This window comes from Hydrogenophaga sp. 70-12, assembly GCF_001897365.1.
GTDB classification, from domain to species: domain Bacteria; phylum Pseudomonadota; class Gammaproteobacteria; order Burkholderiales; family Burkholderiaceae_C; genus Hydrogenophaga; species Hydrogenophaga borbori.
The window spans coordinates 24,155-38,943 of sequence record NZ_MKSS01000405.1 but is presented as its reverse complement, the minus strand read 5'-3'; the positions used below and the strand labels follow the sequence as shown (position 1 = coordinate 38,943).

Here is a 14,789-nt window from a genome sequence, read left to right as displayed (position 1 = left end):
CACCACAACCGCCACTTCTCGCGCAAGGGTTTGAACCGGCCCCAAGCCGCGCCTTCGCGGGCCACGTCCAGGGGATGGGTGGCCTCTTCCAGTTGGCCCAGGCCCAGCGCGTCACCCGTGAGCACGAAGGCCCGGACCACAGGCAGCGGCAAACCTGCACGCTCGGCCAACTCCAGGGCGGTGTATGGCCGGCGCCACAGCAAGGCCGCCAGGTGCGGGTGGCCCGGCGCCATGAGCCCCATGGCCTGGGGCCAGCGCCGCAGGCGCCAGGCGCCGCGCAAGGGCGGATGGGGCGCGCGCGCCTCCACCATGGTCGCGCTCAGGCGCCACAGGAACACGCTCAGCGAATGCGTCTCGGCCCCTTGCAGCGCGTCTTCATCGGCCGCCGTGCACGGGCGCAGCGCACCCAGATCATGCGCGTGCGAGAGCAGCTGCTCGACCGGAACGGTGGCCTGCATGGACTGCGACACCGCATCGAGCCGGAGCAACTGCCCTCCGCCGATCGGCAAAACGCTGTGACCACAGCTCCGAAGCGCCGCTCGCAGACGCTCGAACAGTGAGGACAACCACCGCTGGCGATCCAGGGGGTTCGAAGACCGCCGCCGGGGCAAGGCCTGTTGCAAGGCCGTGATGACGCTGATCATGCGCAAGGGAGAACTGATGGTGATCGGGCCGCCCCACCCGAGCGGCACGGTGGCGGCGTCGGTGACCACGACGGTGGTGCGGCCCGGGCAGGTGCTCAATGCCGCCGGCGAGGCAAAGACCACATGGCAACCGGCGACGTCCTCGCTGTACCGAAGCCCCATGCCCAACGCCCCGTCCAGCAAGCGCACCAGCGCCCGCAGGATGGTGGTGTCCTGGGCTGGCAGGGCCAGCGATCCGATCGTCACGCCCTCGGGGACTGGGTGGCCCCGCCAAGTGGCGGGGCTCGGTGGCACCACGGCGGGCACATCCAATGGTGGCGACTGGCTGATCATGCGTCCTCCCTGCATCAAGAGGCGCGAACTATGTGCGTCCTCCTACCGGTACTGGTGTGACCGGGCCATAGAGAACAGCAGATGGTGAGAACTTAGGGCGTCAGGGTGGTCGGGCGCCCGCGCCTCTCGGGCGTGAAGGGACTCAGTAGTCGCCGCCGCCCACGAGCGATTCGAAACGGGTCAACATATTCAAGAACGCCAGCTTGACCGTTCCCGTGGGGCCGTTTCGCTGCTTGCCGATGATGATCTCCGCCACACCCGGCTCTTTGCAGGCATCCTTGGTGTAGTACTCGTCGCGGTAGATGAACATGATGATGTCCGCGTCCTGCTCGATGGCGCCCGATTCACGCAGGTCGCTCATCATGGGACGCTTGTCGGTGCGCTGTTCGACCGAACGATTTAGCTGCGACAGCGCGATCACCGGGCATTGCAGCTCCTTGGCCAGCATCTTCAGGCCACGCGAGATCTCGCCGAGTTCGGTGGCGCGGTTGTCGCCGCCGTCGCTGCTGGAGCCGCTCATGAGCTGCAGGTAGTCGACCACGATCAGACCGAGCTTGCCGCAGGTGCGCGCCAGGCGACGCGCGTTGGCGCGCAGCTCGCTGGGCGTGAGACCGGGCGTCTCGTCGATGTGCAGCGACACGTTGCGCAGCTTCTCGATGGCCTCCGTCAGGCGCGGCCATTCGTCGTCGGTGAGCTTGCCGGTGCGCAGGTGGCCCTGGTTGATGCGGCCGATGGAGCCCACGATACGCACCGCGAGCTGGGCCGCGCCCATTTCCATGGAGAACACGGCGACGGGCAGGCCCTCGTTCAGCGCCACATGCTCGGCGATGTTGATGGCGAAAGCGGTCTTGCCCATCGAAGGACGCGCCGCCAGCACGATCAGATCGCCCCCCTGCAGGCCCGCGGTCATGCGGTCGAGGTCGATGAAGCCGGTGGGCACGCCGGTCACGTCCTGCGGGTTGTCGGCCATCTCCTGCACGCGATCGAGCAGCTCCACCACCAGCCGGTCCATCGACTGGAAGCCCTCCTTCATGCGCGAGCCTTCCTCGCCGATCTTGAAGATCTTCTGTTCGGCTTCGTCGAGGATCTTGGCGACCGGCTTGCCCTGCGGGTTGAAGGCGGAGGTGGCGATTTCGTCGCTGGCGGCCACGAGCTTTCGCAGCACGGCGCGCTCGCGCACGATCTCGGCGTAGCGGCGGATGTTGGCCGCACTGGGCACGTACTGCGCGAGCGAGTTGAGGTAGGCCAGCCCGCCCGCCTCGTCGGCCTTGCCCAGGTTCTGCAGGTGCTCGAACACCGTCACCACGTCGGCCGGCTTGGACGCATTGACCAGCGCAGCGATGGCCGAGTACGTCAGGCGGTGTTCGTAACGGTAGAAGTCGGAGTCGTTGAGCAGGTCCGCGACGCGGTCCCAGGCGCCGTTGTCCAGCAACAGGCCGCCAAGCACGCTGGACTCGGCTTCGATGGAGTGCGGCGGAACGCGGAGCTGCGCGACCTGGCGGTCACCGGTCTCGTCGAGGCCGCTGCCAAGGTCAGGAAATGGGCTGGAGAAGGCGGTGGACATGCGGCGTCAGGGCAAAGGGGAATGGTACGCCCCCGGGTAGTCCTCGTCAGGGGACAACCCTGTGGAGAACCGGTGGGAATGCGGTGCATGCCCGGTGAAAAGAAAAAGCCGCTGCCCGAGGACAGCGGCTTTCTGGCGGACTGGGGGTCCGCGGCGATCAGGCGGTTTCGCCGAGCACCGAGACGGCCACGTCGACCGTGACGTCGGTGTGCAGGTTGATCTGCACGGTGTAGTCGCCCACGGCCTTGAGCGGGCCATTGGGCATGCGCACCTGCGACTTGACCACGTCCTTGAAGCCTTGCTTGTGCAGCTCGTCGGCCACGTCGTGGTTGGTGACGGAGCCGAACAGACGGCCATCCACACCAGCCTTCTGCGTGAGCTTGAGGGTGGTGGCGGCCAGCTTCTCACCCACGGCCTGAGCGGCGGCCAGCTTGGCGGCGGCGGCCTTTTCCAGTTCGGCGCGGCGGGCCTCGAAGGCCGCCAGGGCGTCCTTGGTGGCGCGGCGGGCCTGGCCGGTCGGGATCAGGAAGTTGCGGGCGTAGCCGTCCTTGACCTTGACGACATCGCCGAGGGCGCCGAGGTTGTGGACTTTTTCGAGAAGAATCACTTGCATGTCGGGCTCCTCAATCAGACGCGGTGCTGATCGCTGTAGGGCAGCATGGCCAGGAAGCGCGCGCGCTTGATGGCGGTGGTGACCTGGCGCTGGTAGATCGCGCGGGTGCCGGTCAGGCGCGCCGGGATGATCTTGCCGTTTTCAGAAATGAAGTCGCGCAGGACGTCGATGTCTTTGTAGTCCACCTCTTCGACCTTGGCGACGGTGAAGCGGCAGAAGCGCTTGCGCTTGAAAAGCAGCGACTGGGTGTTGCGCTTGGGGCGCTTGTCTTTGTTGAAACGCTTGGGTGCAGCCATGATGGGCCTCTCCTATGTCTTGCTGAATGCCTGGATGTGGAAGACCACGCCTTTGCCGTTGCGCGCGTTCGCGAGGAACCCGTCGAAGTCCGCCAGTTCGTTGAGCGCCTGCTTCTGCAGGGTCTCGGCCAGGGGCCCGAAGGCCACGGCACGGATCTGGAGGGCGACGGTGCGGGGTGTGTCCAGTTCGGTCTGCTGCGACTCGTGTTCGAGCACGAGATTGAGCACCGGGATGCCTGCCGGTGTGTAGCGCAGGTTCTGCACCTGCACCACCGCGGCCTGCAACTGGAGACGGTTCACCCGATTCCCGCGAACCTCACGCCAGGGGCGTCAGGCGGATTGCTCCTGCGATTGCTGCTGGGCCTTGCGGGCCTCTTCGCGCTCGACCGTCTTCATCATGGACGACGGGCCGGTGTCGGCTTTCTTGCGCTGCACGCTCAGGTGGCGCAGCACCGCGTCGTTGAAGCGGAAGGCGTGCTCCAGCTCGTTCATCACGGCCTGGTCGGCCTCGATGTTGACGCAGAGGTAGTGGGCCTTGGACAGCTTGTTGATCTGGTAAGCCAGCTGGCGGCGGCCCCAGTCTTCAACGCGGTGGATCTTGCCGCCACCGGCGGTGATCATGCCCTTGTAGCGCTCCAGCATGGCCGGAACCTGTTCGCTCTGATCCGGGTGGATCAGCAAGACGATCTCATAGTGACGCATGGACTCTCCTTGTGGATGCCCCCGGCCGATCGGAAAACCCTGGCCTGGGAGATTGACAGCCGCCCCCAGGCGTCAGCAGGGGTGCAGCAAGGCAAGCCCGCGATTATACAAAAGTGAAAAGCCCGGGCCACCTGCCGGTGGTCCGGGCCTGGGACCGCCCGCCTTCGCGGCGGGCGGGGACCTATCGGGCGCCGTTCAGGCGGCCTTCAGGTTGGGGTAGCGCACGTGCTCCACCAGCTCCTGGATCTTCTTGCTCGGCGCCGGGGTCACCAGGCTGACCAGGACGATCACCGCGATGCCCAGCGGCACGCCGAACACGCCGGCCGAGATCGGCTGGATGCCCCACCACAGCTCGATCGGCGAGGTGACGCCGAAGATGCCACGCAGCCAGGGCTGTGTGGTGGCCATGTAGTAGAAGGTGATACCCAGGCCCGCGATCATGCCCAGCGAAGCGGCGATGCCGGTGGCGCGCTTCCAGAAGATGCCGAGCACCAGTGCCGGGAAGAACGCCGAGGCAGCGAACGAGAACGCCGCGGAGACCAGGAACAGGATGTCGGCCGGTTTCTGGGCGGCCACATAGGCGGCGGCCAGGGCCACGACCAGCAGCAGCGTCTTGGAGATCGTGACGCGGCGGGCCGTCGAGGCGTTGGGGTCGATCATCTTGTAGTACAGGTCGTGCGACAGCGCGTTGGCGATGGTCAGCAGCAGGCCGTCGGCCGTGGACAGCGCCGCGGCCAGGCCGCCGGCCGCCACCAGGCCCGAGATCACGTACGGCAGGCCACCGATGGCGGGGGTTGCCAGCACGATGATGTCGCCGCCGATGCTCATCTCGTTGAGCTGCAAGATGCCGTCCTTGTTCACGTCGGTCACCGACAGCAGGGTCGGGTCGACACGGTTCCATGCCGCTATCCACTCCGGCAGGTTGTTGAACGGTGTGCCCACCAGGACGTTGAACACCTCGAACTTGACCAGCACGGCCAGGGCCGGCGCGGTGAAGTACAGCAGGAAGATGAAGAACAACGACCACGTCACCGAGGCCCGCGCCTCCTTCACGCTGGGCACCGTGTAGTAGCGCATCAGGATGTGCGGCAGCGCAGCGGTGCCCACCATCAGGCAGAAGATCAGCGCGAGGAAGTTGCGCCGCGATTCGTCGAAGGTCTTCTTCGCGGCCGCGTCGCCGTTCGGGTCGCCGACGTACTGCGCGGCGTGGCGCGGCATGCCATTGAGCGGCTTGGTCTTCGCGTCCGCAGCGGCTTTGGCGCGCGTCCAGGCGGCCTTGGCGGCGGCCTCGTCCTTCGGCAGGTCCGCGACGGCTTTCTCGGCAACCGCGATCTCGGCGGTAGGCGCATTGGCGGCGCGCAGGTCGGCCAGCTTTTTGTCGGCAGCGGCCTTGTCGGCGGCCAGCGCGGCGGCCGGGTCCTTCAGCTTCTCGGCCAGAGCGTCTGAGCGCTGCTTGAACACGTTGCGGACCTCGATCTCCTTCGGATCGTTGATCAGCCGCGTCTCGGCTTCGGTCACCTTGACCAGTTGCTGCCCATAAATGAGCTGCGGCACGGGCACGTTGGTCTGCTTCACCGACAGCCAGACCACCGGGATCATGTAGGCAATGATCAGGATGATGTACTGGGCGACTTGCGTCCAGGTCACCGCGCGCATGCCACCCAGGAACGAGCACACCAGGATGCCGCCGAGGCCCAGGAAGATCCCGAGCTCGAAGGCCACGCCGGTCAGGCGCGCCGTGATGATGCCCACGCCGTAGATCTGCGCCACCACGTAGGTGAAGGAACAGAGGATGGCCGCAAGGATGCCCAGAAAGCGCGGCAGGTTGCCGCCGTAGCGCTCACCCAGGAAATCGGGAATGGTGAACTGGCCGAACTTGCGCAGGTACGGCGCCAGGAACAGCGCCACCAGACAGTAACCACCGGTCCAGCCCATGATGAAGGCCAGGCCCCCATAGCCCGTGAGGTAGAGCGTGCCCGCCATGCCGATGAAGGACGCGGCCGACATCCAGTCGGCGCCGGTGGCCATGCCGTTGTACACGGCAGGCACGCGGCGCCCGGCCACGTAGTACTCGGCCGCATCGGTGGTGCGGCTCATGATGCCGATGCCGGCGTAGAGCGCGATCGTCGCGATCAGGAAGATGAAGCCGATCCACTCGCGCGACAGCCCGAGCTGCTCGAAGATGGCCAGTGCAACCACGAAGACGAAGAAGCCCCCCGTGTACCACTTGTAGACCTTGTTGAGCTGCTGCTTGAAGGCAGCGTTGGAGCGGGCGCCACCGGCGCCGCCTGTTTCAAACATGCCTGCCATGGTTTACTCCTCGGCCTCGTCGACACCGTGTTCGATGTCGAGCTTGTTCATGTACCAGGCGTAGAAGGCAATGATGGCCACATAGACCACCAGAGCACCCTGCGCGCCCACCCAGAAGCTGAACGGCCAACCGAAGAAGTTGAAGTGCAGATCCCGGGCGAAGTAGCCCACCACGAACGTCACGACGAACCAGATTGCAAGCAATATGGCCGTGATGTTGAGGTTCTTCCGCCAGTACAGGCGGTGCTTCTCTGTCAATTGCATTGCATCGACCTCCATCAACAAACCCTCACGGGCACGTCACGGACACCACCCGTCTCCTCATGGGTGACCTGCACGCCAAGTCCATGTTGTCGGCACCGCCTTGCGGACGGTGCCCCTTTTTGCGGCCGCTCGGCGGCAGCGCGCCTCAGGTCGGTTCTTGAACCAGCCCTGTCTCGCGCTCCAGCTGGGCGGCCACCTTGGGCTCGAACCGTTTGAGGTGGCGAATGATCTTCGCCGCCTCTTCGGGCTCTTGCCGATCGACATGAACCCGCGCGAGCTGATACCAGCCGTACGGGCTCATGGGCTGCAGTTGGGTGTTGCGCTTGAGCGCGACCACGGCGTCGTCGAAGCGCCGCTGGCGGATCAGGCACAAGGCCAGGCCGTACCAGGCCCGGTCCATCTTTTCTTCAAGGGCGATGGCCTGGCGAAACGCCGCCTCGGCGTCTTCCAGCAAGCCCAGTTCTTCGCGCAGGAAGCCCAGGTTGAACCAGCCCGCCGCCTGCTGCGGCCGCACGGCGACCACGCGCTCGAGCGCCGCCACCGCGCCGGCCTTGTCGCCCTGCTCCGCCCTAAGATGGGCGAGCGTCGCCCAGGCGTAGGCGTCGTCGGGATCGATGGCCAGCATGCGCTCCACGCGCTCGAGCGCCGCCGCACGCCGGCCGAGGGCCAGCAGCAGCTTGATCTGCCAGCGCAGGAAGCGCAGTTGCATCGAGGCGTTCATTTGCACAACTCCACACCGATGCGCAGGCAGTGCTGGATGCGCAGCGCCGTCACCACGATCCACGCAAAGGCCAGCACGAGGAAAGCCACCAGCGGCACATGGCGGTCCAGCACGATGCTGCGCGGCGTGATGAAGCGCGCCATCACCACGAAGGGACGGCCGATCTGCGCCAGCAACTGGTAGAAGAAGTTGGTGTCGCGCTTGGCGCCCGCCAGCAGGCCCAGCACCCACTGGCCGAACAGCGACATGAGCGCGATCTCGCAGATCAGTTTGGCAATGGACAGGAACAGCAACATGCGTGAGTGACACCTTGGGTTGGCGCCATTCTTTCGCTGCCCCTTACGGTTTACTTACGATTCCTCACACCAAGCGCCCCACAGCGGGTGATCCCTGTGAGGGTTATCCCTAGATCGCAAACCAAAAAAGGGCTCCGAAGAGCCCTTTGCCTGGCCGGGAGGACCCGGTCACGCGAATTCAGTCGGCGGCGAAGATGTCCTTCTTGTGGTTGTCGGGCACGAACACCGCGCCGATGAGCACCGTGGCCAGGGCGATGACGATGGGGTACCACAGGCCGTAGTACGGATCGCCGGTGTGGGCAATCATGGCGAAGGCCGTCGCCGGCATCAGGCCACCGAACCAGCCGTTGCCGATGTGGTACGGCAGGGACATGCCGGTGTAGCGGATGCGGGTGGGAAACAGCTCGACCAGGGCCGCGGCGATCGGGCCGTACACCATGGTCACCAGGACCACCAGGTAGGTGAGGATGATCACCAGCGGGAAGGCCTGTGCGTTGAACACGCCGAAGAAGCCGTCCACCTTCACGATGCCGGGCGCGGGCTTGTCGGCGGCGGGGTAGCCGGCCGCGGCCAGCGCCGCGTTCACGCTCTTCGTGAACGCGGCGGGCACGGCCTTGGCGTCGTCGCCGCTGAGCTTGGCGGCCTCATAGGCAGGTATCTCCGTGCTGCCGATCTGCACCTTCGCGGGCACCACGCCGGACTGGTACTGCACCGAGTAGCTCACCGAGTTGCGCGCCAGCAGCGCCTTGGTCACGTCGCAGGAACTGGTGAACTTGGCGGTGCCGGTGGGGTTGAACTGGAACGAGCAATCGGACCGGTCGGCGATGATCGTCACGGTGGTGTTCTGCTGGGCCGCGTGCAGCGCCGGGTTGGCCAGCCGGGTGATGGCGTTGAAGACCGGGAAGTAGGTCAGCGCGGCCAGCAGGCAGCCCGCCAGGATGATCTTCTTGCGGCCTATCGTGTCGGAGAGCGAGCCGAACACCACGAAGCCGCCGGTGCCCAGGATCAGCGCCCAGGCAATCAGCATGTTGGCGGTGAACATGTCCACGCGCAGGATGGTCTGGATGAAGAACAGCGCATAGAACTGGCCCGTGTACCAGACCACCGCCTGGCCGGCCACAAGACCCAGCAGCGCCAGCAAGGCGTACTTGCCGTTCTTCCAGTTGCCGAAGGCCTCGGAAATCGGCGCCTTCGATTGGGCGCCTTCGGCTTTCATCTTCTTGAAGGCGGGAGACTCTTCCATCTGCAGGCGAATCCACAGCGAGACCCCGAGCAGGAAGATCGACAGCAGGAAGGGAATGCGCCAGCCCCAGGTGGTGAAGGCCTGTTCACCCACCACCGAGCGCACCACCAGGATCACCATGAGCGAGAGCAGCAGGCCCAGCGTCGCGGTGGTCTGGATCCAACTCGTGAAGAAGCCGCGGCGGCCATGCGGCGCGTGCTCGGCCACGTAGACCACGGCCCCGCCGTACTCGCCACCGAGCGCCAGGCCCTGCAGCATGCGCAGCGCGATCAGCAGCACGGGCGCTGCCCAGCCGATGGAGTCGTAGCTGGGCAGCAGGCCGACGACGAAGGTCGAAATGCCCATGATCAGGATCGTGATCAGGAAGGTGTACTTGCGGCCCACCAGGTCACCGAGGCGGCCGAACACCAGCGCTCCGAAGGGCCGCACCAGGAAGCCCGCCGCGAAGGCCAGCAAGGCAAACACGTTGCGCGTGGCCTCGGGAAAGGAAGAGAAAAACTGCGCGCCGATGATCGCGGCGAGCGAACCGTAGAGATAGAAGTCGTACCACTCGAAGATGGTGCCGGCCGATGAGGCCAGGATGACCCGCTTCTCTTCGCGGGTCATGGGACGTTTTCGGGGGTCCGGCGCACGGCTTGCGCCGGCCGCCATGGCTGCGGTGTTCCTGTTCACATGCGTCTCCTCATTCAATGGGCTGGAAGGCCCGATGGCTTCCAGAGCCGATTTGTAGAGACGCGCGCTTACCAGCCCCTGACCCGGAACTGACTTCAAACTGACCCAGAACTGAAGGAGGAATTAAAGCGGCACCGATTGCGGTGCGCGACCGGCCCAGGCCGATGCGACTACGCCCCCGCCACGCGGCGGCGCGTCAGCAAACTCAGGACCAGGATGACCGCAAAACCCAGCGGCACACCGAACACCGCCGCGGACACCGGCTGGATGTCGAACCAGAGCGACTGGCCGGCCGGCAGCCGCAGCACGGCGCGCACCGCCGGGGCGTTGACCACCATGTAGCCCACCGTCACGCTCAGGCCCGCGAGCATGCCGGCCACCGCGGCAGCGCCTGTGGTGCGCGACCAGAAGATGCCCATGATCATGGCCGGCACCAAGGCAGAGGCCGCGAGCGAGAACGATGAGGCCACCAGCGGCAGGATCTCCGCCGGCCTGAGCGATGCCACGAAAGCCGCGACCGTGGCCACGCTCAACAGCGCGAACTTGGAGAGGATCACGCGCTGCTCGGGCGCCACATGGCGCCCGAACTCCTGCAAGTAGGTGTCGCGCACCAGCGAGTTGCTGATGGTCAGCAAGAGGCCATCGGCGGTGGACAGCGCGGCGGCCAGACCACCCGCGGCCACCAGGCCGGACACCACGTAGGGCATGCCGCCCAGCTCGGGCGTGGCGAGCATGATCAGGTCGGCCCCCAGCCGGATCTCGCCGAACTGCAGGATGCCGTCGCCATTGATGTCGCTCACCGAAAGCAAGGAATCGTCGTAGTGCGACCACTGCGCGATCCACGACGGCAGCGCGTTGAAACTGCTGCCCACGACGTTCTGCATCAGCTCGTACTTCACCAGTGTGGCCAGCGCGGGCGCGCTCAGGTACAGCAGCGCGATGAAGAACAGCGACCAGGCCACCGAGGCCCGCGCGGTGGCCACGGACGGCGTGGTGTAGTAGCGCGTCAGCAGGTGGGGCAGCCCGGCGGTGCCCACCATGAGGCAGAACATGAGCGCCAGGAAGTTCGCGCGGGACGACTGGAAGGCCCGGCGCTCGGCCTCGCTGCCATTCGGATCGCCGACATAGGCCTGCGTGTGGGGCGGCAGCCCGCCCAGGAAGCGGGAACGGTCCTGGCTGTCCTTCATGGCGCGCGTCCATTGCTCGCGCGCGTCGGCCGCGTCCCGGGGCAAGGCCGACAGCGCCCGGCGCGCGGCGACGACGCGCTCGACAGATGCGTTCTGGGCCACCAGCTCGCGCACGCGCTCTTGCGCGAGCATGCGCTGCTCCCGCAGCGATCCCTCCACGTCCTGGAGCCAGCGCTGGTACTGGCGGGCCCGCGCCTGGAACTCGGCCTGCACCGCCCGCTCCTGCGGCGAAGCCTGCAGGTCCTTCTCGAGCGCTGCGATCTTCTCGAGCTGCTTGCCGTAGGCCAACGGCGCCAGGGGGTTGCCCAATTGCTGGTAGGCCAACCAGGACACGGGGACCAGAAAGGCCAGCAACAGGATCACGTATTGCGCGACCTGGGTCCAGGTGATGGCCCGCATGCCGCCCAGGAAGGAACACAGCACCACCCCACCCAGGCCCAGCATGATGCCGATCTCGAAATGCACCCCGGTCAGGCGCGAAGCCACCAGGCCGATGCCATAAATCTGCGCCACCACGTAGGTGAAGGAACACAGGATCGCCGAGAACGCCGCCAGGCGGCGCGGCCACCGGCCGCCAAAGCGGTGCATGAAGTACTCGGGCACCGTGTAGAGCTTGAGCTGGCGCAGGTGCGGCGCGATGAGCAGGCCCACGAGGCAGAAGCCGCCGGTCCAGCCCAGCACGAAGGCCAGTCCGCCAGCTTGCACGTCGGTGCCGCCGAAGCCTTGCAGGTAGAGGCCGCCGGCCAGGCTGATGAAGGACGCCGCGCTCATCCAGTCGGCGGCCGCGGCCATGCCGTTGTAGACCGGCGGAATGCGCCGGCCCGCCACGTAGTACTCCTCGGGGTCGGCGGTGCGCCCATAGACGCCGATGCCGCCGTACATCATGACGGTGGCGAACAACATGATCGGCCCCAGCCAGCGGCGCGACAGGCCGCTCTGCTCGGCCCAGGCCATCAGCAGCAGGAAAGCAATCAGCGCCACCACATACAGCGCCAGGATGCGGTGCAGGCGGCGCTGGTAGGCGGCGTAGGCTGGGCCGTCAGCCACCGCCGCCCCCGTCGTCCGGCCCGTCCCCGCCGCCCTCGCCGTCGCGGGCCTCCAGGCGGTTCATGGCCCAGGTGTAGACCGCCAGGATGGCGATGAACACCAGCACCGCCCCTTGGGAGGCGATCCAGAAATGCAGGGGCCAGCCCATCACGGAGAAGCTGAGCTCTCGCGCGAAGAAGCAGGTGCCGAAGGACACCAGCACCAGCACCGCCAGCAGCACGGCCTTCAGGGCCAGTGCGCGGCGGTCGTGGCGCGGGTTCGTGGCGGGCGCGGGGGGCATCGCGGGATCATCGCATTGCGCGCGCCCCCCCGCCTTAGGTGTTTGCGCGGGCTGCCCCGCGCGCTCAGCCCCGCGCCAGCAGCTGCCAGGTGTCGATCACCGTGTCGGGGTTGAGCGAGATGGAGCTGATGCCCTCGTCGCGCAGCCACTGCGCGAAGTCGGGGTGGTCGCTGGGGCCCTGGCCGCAGATGCCCACGTACTTGCCCTCGGCCTTGCAGGCGCCGATGGCCAGCTTGAGCAGCGCGCGCACCGCCGGGTCGCGCTCGTCGAAATCGTGCGCCAGCAGTTCCAGGCCGGAATCTCGGTCGAGGCCAAGCGTGAGCTGCGTCAGATCGTTCGAGCCGATGGAGAAGCCGTCGAAGTACTGCAGGAAGTCCTTGGCCAGCACGGCGTTGCTGGGGATCTCGCACATCATGATGAGCTGCAGACCGTTCTCGCCGCGCTTGAGGCCCTTGGCCGCCAGCAGCTCGGTCACGCGCTGGGCCTGCGCCAGCGTGCGCACGAAGGGCACCATCACCTGCACGTTGCTCAGGCCCATGTCCTCGCGCACGCGCTTGAGCGCCTCGCATTCCATGGCAAAGGCCTCGGCGAAGTCGTGGCTGATGTAGCGCGCCGCACCGCGGAAACCCAGCATGGGGTTTTCTTCGTCGGGTTCGTAGCGGGAGCCGCCCACCAGCTTGCGGTACTCGTTGCTCTTGAAGTCCGACAGGCGAACGATCACCGGCTTGGGCCAGAAGGCCGCGGCGATGGTGGCCACGCCCTCGGCGACCTTGTCGACGTAGAACGCGCGCGGCGAGGCATGGCCGCGCGCCACCGACTCCACCGCCTTCTTCAGGTCGGCGTCGACGTTGGGGTAGTCGAGTATGGCCTTGGGGTGCACGCCGATGTTGTTGTTGATGATGAATTCCAGCCGCGCCAGGCCCACGCCGCCGTTGGGGATCTGGGCGAAGTCGAAGGCCAGCTGTGGGTTGCCCACGTTCATCATGATCTTCACGTCGAGATCGGGCATCTCGCCGCGCTTGACCTCGCTGATCTCGGTCTCGAGCAGGCCGTCGTAGATGTTGCCGGTGTCGCCCTCGGCGCAGCTCACGGTGACCAGGGTGCCGTCCTTGAGCCGCTCGGTGGCGTCGCCGCAGCCCACCACGGCCGGGATGCCGAGTTCGCGCGCGATGATGGCCGCGTGGCAGGTGCGCCCGCCGCGGTTGGTGACGATCGCGCTGGCGCGCTTCATCACGGGCTCCCAGTTGGGGTCGGTCATGTCGGTGACCAGCACGTCGCCGGGCTGCACCTTGTCCATCTCGCCGATGCTGTGCACCAGGCGCACCGGGCCGGTGCCCACCTTCTGGCCGATGGCGCGGCCGCTGGCCAGCACCGAGCCCTTGCCCTTGAGCTTGTAGCGCACCTCGGTCTTGCCGGCGCTCTGGCTTTTCACCGTTTCGGGGCGGGCCTGCAGGATGTAGATCTGGCCGTCGGTGCCGTCCTTGCCCCACTCGATGTCCATGGGGCGGCCATAGTGCTGCTCGATCACCAGCGCGTACTGGGCCAGCTGCGCCACGTCGGCGTCGCTCAGGCTGTAGCGGTTGCGCTGCTCCACGGGCACGTCCACGGTCTTCACCAGCTTGCCCTTCAGCGGGCCGTCGGCGGCCTTTTCCTCGGCCGTGCTGAACACCATCTGGATCAGCTTGCTGCCCAGGTTGCGGCGGATGAGCGCGCGCTTGCCGGCCTTGAGCATGGGCTTGTGCACGTAGAACTCGTCGGGGTTCACGGCGCCCTGCACCACCGTCTCACCCAGGCCGTAGCTGCTGGTGATGAAGACGACATCGGAAAAGCCGCTCTCGGTGTCGATGGTGAACATCACGCCGGCCGCGCCCAGGTCGGAGCGCACCATGCGCTGCACGCCGGCCGACAAGGCCACCTCGGCGTGGGCGAAGCCCTTGTGCACGCGGTAGCTGATGGCGCGGTCGTTGTAGAGGCTGGCGAACACCTCCTTCATCTTGTGCAGCACCTCCTCGATGCCGACCACGTTGAGGAAGGTTTCCTGCTGGCCCGCGAAGGACGCGTCGGGCAGGTCTTCGGCGGTGGCCGAGGAGCGCACGGCGAACGAGGCCTTGGCGTTGCCCTCGCTCAGGGTGGCGAAGGCCTCGCGGATGGCCCTTTCCAGGTCGGCCGGAAAGGGCTGGGCCTCGACCCAGGCGCGGATCTCGGCGCCGGCGGCGGCCAGGGCGCGCACGTCCTCGGTGTCGAGCGTGGCCAGGCGCTGGTTGATGCGGTCGGCCAGGCCGCCGTGCTGGAGAAATTCGCGGAAGGCGTGCGCCGTGGTGGCGAAGCCGGTGGGCACCTTCACACCGCTGGGCAGCTGAGAAATCATCTCGCCGAGGCTGGCGTTCTTGCCGCCGACCGACTCGACGTCGCTCATCCGCAGCTTCTCGAAAGGCACGACCAGGGCGGTCGCCTCGAACAGGTTGGACATGGAAAAACTCCTAAGGTTGAAAAACCGGGGTTCCATGCACCAGCGTGTGACCTGTGGTTGTGTTGTGGGTCGGCCACCGGGCAAGGCGGAAATCTTGGGGGGCGCCACGGGCCCGGATAATGGCCCGCCACGCAACAGCAGCGGATT

At 66.7% G+C, this 14,789-nt stretch carries 13 protein-coding genes and 1 pseudogene; all 14 read right to left on the bottom strand.

All coding sequences use genetic code 11. The features are described from left to right. Positions 1–890: pseudogene (locus BGO22_RS20855) on the bottom strand (hypothetical protein); the annotation flags it as partial. A gap of 229 nt (positions 891–1,119) precedes the next feature. Continuing rightward, positions 1,120–2,541, bottom strand: a complete 1,422-nt coding sequence (dnaB, locus tag BGO22_RS20850) for a replicative DNA helicase (RefSeq protein ID WP_070397863.1) — start codon at positions 2,539–2,541, stop codon at positions 1,120–1,122. 157 nt (positions 2,542–2,698) lie between these two features. Continuing rightward, a complete protein-coding gene (gene rplI / locus BGO22_RS20845; protein WP_070397864.1) occupies positions 2,699–3,154 on the bottom strand; it encodes a 50S ribosomal protein L9 in 456 nt (151 codons plus the stop codon). A gap of 14 nt (positions 3,155–3,168) precedes the next feature. Next, positions 3,169–3,450, bottom strand: a complete 282-nt coding sequence (rpsR, locus tag BGO22_RS20840) for a 30S ribosomal protein S18 (protein ID WP_009520643.1) — start codon at positions 3,448–3,450, stop codon at positions 3,169–3,171. Between the two features lie 12 nt (positions 3,451–3,462). After that, entirely contained in the window at positions 3,463–3,750 is a 288-nt protein-coding gene (gene priB, locus BGO22_RS20835) for a primosomal replication protein N (protein ID WP_070397865.1), read from the bottom strand. 30 nt (positions 3,751–3,780) lie between these two features. Next, positions 3,781–4,152, bottom strand: a complete 372-nt coding sequence (gene rpsF / locus BGO22_RS20830) for a 30S ribosomal protein S6 (RefSeq protein WP_070397866.1) — start codon at positions 4,150–4,152, stop codon at positions 3,781–3,783. 195 nt (positions 4,153–4,347) lie between these two features. After that, on the bottom strand, positions 4,348–6,462 hold the full coding sequence (locus tag BGO22_RS20825) for a sodium:solute symporter family protein (protein WP_070397867.1): 2,115 nt from the start codon (positions 6,460–6,462) through the stop codon (positions 4,348–4,350). A 3-nt stretch (positions 6,463–6,465) separates the two neighbouring features. Further along, positions 6,466–6,726: a DUF4212 domain-containing protein gene (locus BGO22_RS20820; protein ID WP_070397868.1), complete on the bottom strand. Its 261-nt coding sequence runs from the start codon at positions 6,724–6,726 to the stop codon at positions 6,466–6,468. Between the two features lie 145 nt (positions 6,727–6,871). Next, positions 6,872–7,447: a tetratricopeptide repeat protein gene (locus BGO22_RS20815; RefSeq protein WP_070397869.1), complete on the bottom strand. Its 576-nt coding sequence runs from the start codon at positions 7,445–7,447 to the stop codon at positions 6,872–6,874. Beyond that, entirely contained in the window at positions 7,444–7,743 is a 300-nt protein-coding gene (locus BGO22_RS20810; RefSeq protein WP_070397870.1) for a hypothetical protein, read from the bottom strand. The genes BGO22_RS20815 and BGO22_RS20810 overlap by 4 nt, the downstream gene beginning before the upstream one ends. Before the next feature lie 178 nt (positions 7,744–7,921). Further along, on the bottom strand, positions 7,922–9,592 hold the full coding sequence (locus BGO22_RS20805; RefSeq protein ID WP_070397871.1) for an MFS transporter: 1,671 nt from the start codon (positions 9,590–9,592) through the stop codon (positions 7,922–7,924). Positions 9,593–9,828: 236 nt separating this feature from the next. Next, positions 9,829–11,892, bottom strand: a complete 2,064-nt coding sequence (locus BGO22_RS20800; protein ID WP_070397872.1) for a VC_2705 family sodium/solute symporter — start codon at positions 11,890–11,892, stop codon at positions 9,829–9,831. Beyond that, the gene (locus BGO22_RS20795; RefSeq protein ID WP_070397873.1) at positions 11,885–12,172 is read right to left on the bottom strand and encodes a DUF4212 domain-containing protein; all 288 of its coding nucleotides are present in this window, start codon (positions 12,170–12,172) and stop codon (positions 11,885–11,887) included. The genes BGO22_RS20800 and BGO22_RS20795 overlap by 8 nt, the downstream gene beginning before the upstream one ends. Before the next feature lie 64 nt (positions 12,173–12,236). Beyond that, entirely contained in the window at positions 12,237–14,642 is a 2,406-nt protein-coding gene (ppsA, locus tag BGO22_RS20790) for a phosphoenolpyruvate synthase (protein WP_070397874.1), read from the bottom strand. Positions 14,643–14,789 lie beyond the last annotated feature (147 nt).

Excerpts from the sequence above, each read along its gene's own strand:
- rpsF (WP_070397866.1), bottom strand. The coding sequence starts at position 4,152 with ATGCGTCACTATGAGATCGTCTTGCTGATCCACCCGGATCAGAGCGAA.
- BGO22_RS20825 (WP_070397867.1), bottom strand. The coding sequence starts at position 6,462 with ATGGCAGGCATGTTTGAAACAGGCGGCGCCGGTGGCGCCCGCTCCAAC.
- BGO22_RS20805 (WP_070397871.1), bottom strand. The coding sequence starts at position 9,592 with ATGACCCGCGAAGAGAAGCGGGTCATCCTGGCCTCATCGGCCGGCACC.
- BGO22_RS20810 (WP_070397870.1), bottom strand. The coding sequence starts at position 7,743 with ATGTTGCTGTTCCTGTCCATTGCCAAACTGATCTGCGAGATCGCGCTC.
- rpsR (WP_009520643.1), bottom strand. The coding sequence starts at position 3,450 with ATGGCTGCACCCAAGCGTTTCAACAAAGACAAGCGCCCCAAGCGCAAC.
- BGO22_RS20820 (WP_070397868.1), bottom strand. The coding sequence starts at position 6,726 with ATGCAATTGACAGAGAAGCACCGCCTGTACTGGCGGAAGAACCTCAAC.
- dnaB (WP_070397863.1), bottom strand. The coding sequence starts at position 2,541 with ATGTCCACCGCCTTCTCCAGCCCATTTCCTGACCTTGGCAGCGGCCTC.
- ppsA (WP_070397874.1), bottom strand. The coding sequence starts at position 14,642 with ATGTCCAACCTGTTCGAGGCGACCGCCCTGGTCGTGCCTTTCGAGAAG.
- BGO22_RS20795 (WP_070397873.1), bottom strand. The coding sequence starts at position 12,172 with ATGCCCCCCGCGCCCGCCACGAACCCGCGCCACGACCGCCGCGCACTG.
- BGO22_RS20815 (WP_070397869.1), bottom strand. The coding sequence starts at position 7,447 with ATGAACGCCTCGATGCAACTGCGCTTCCTGCGCTGGCAGATCAAGCTG.
- rplI (WP_070397864.1), bottom strand. The coding sequence starts at position 3,154 with ATGCAAGTGATTCTTCTCGAAAAAGTCCACAACCTCGGCGCCCTCGGC.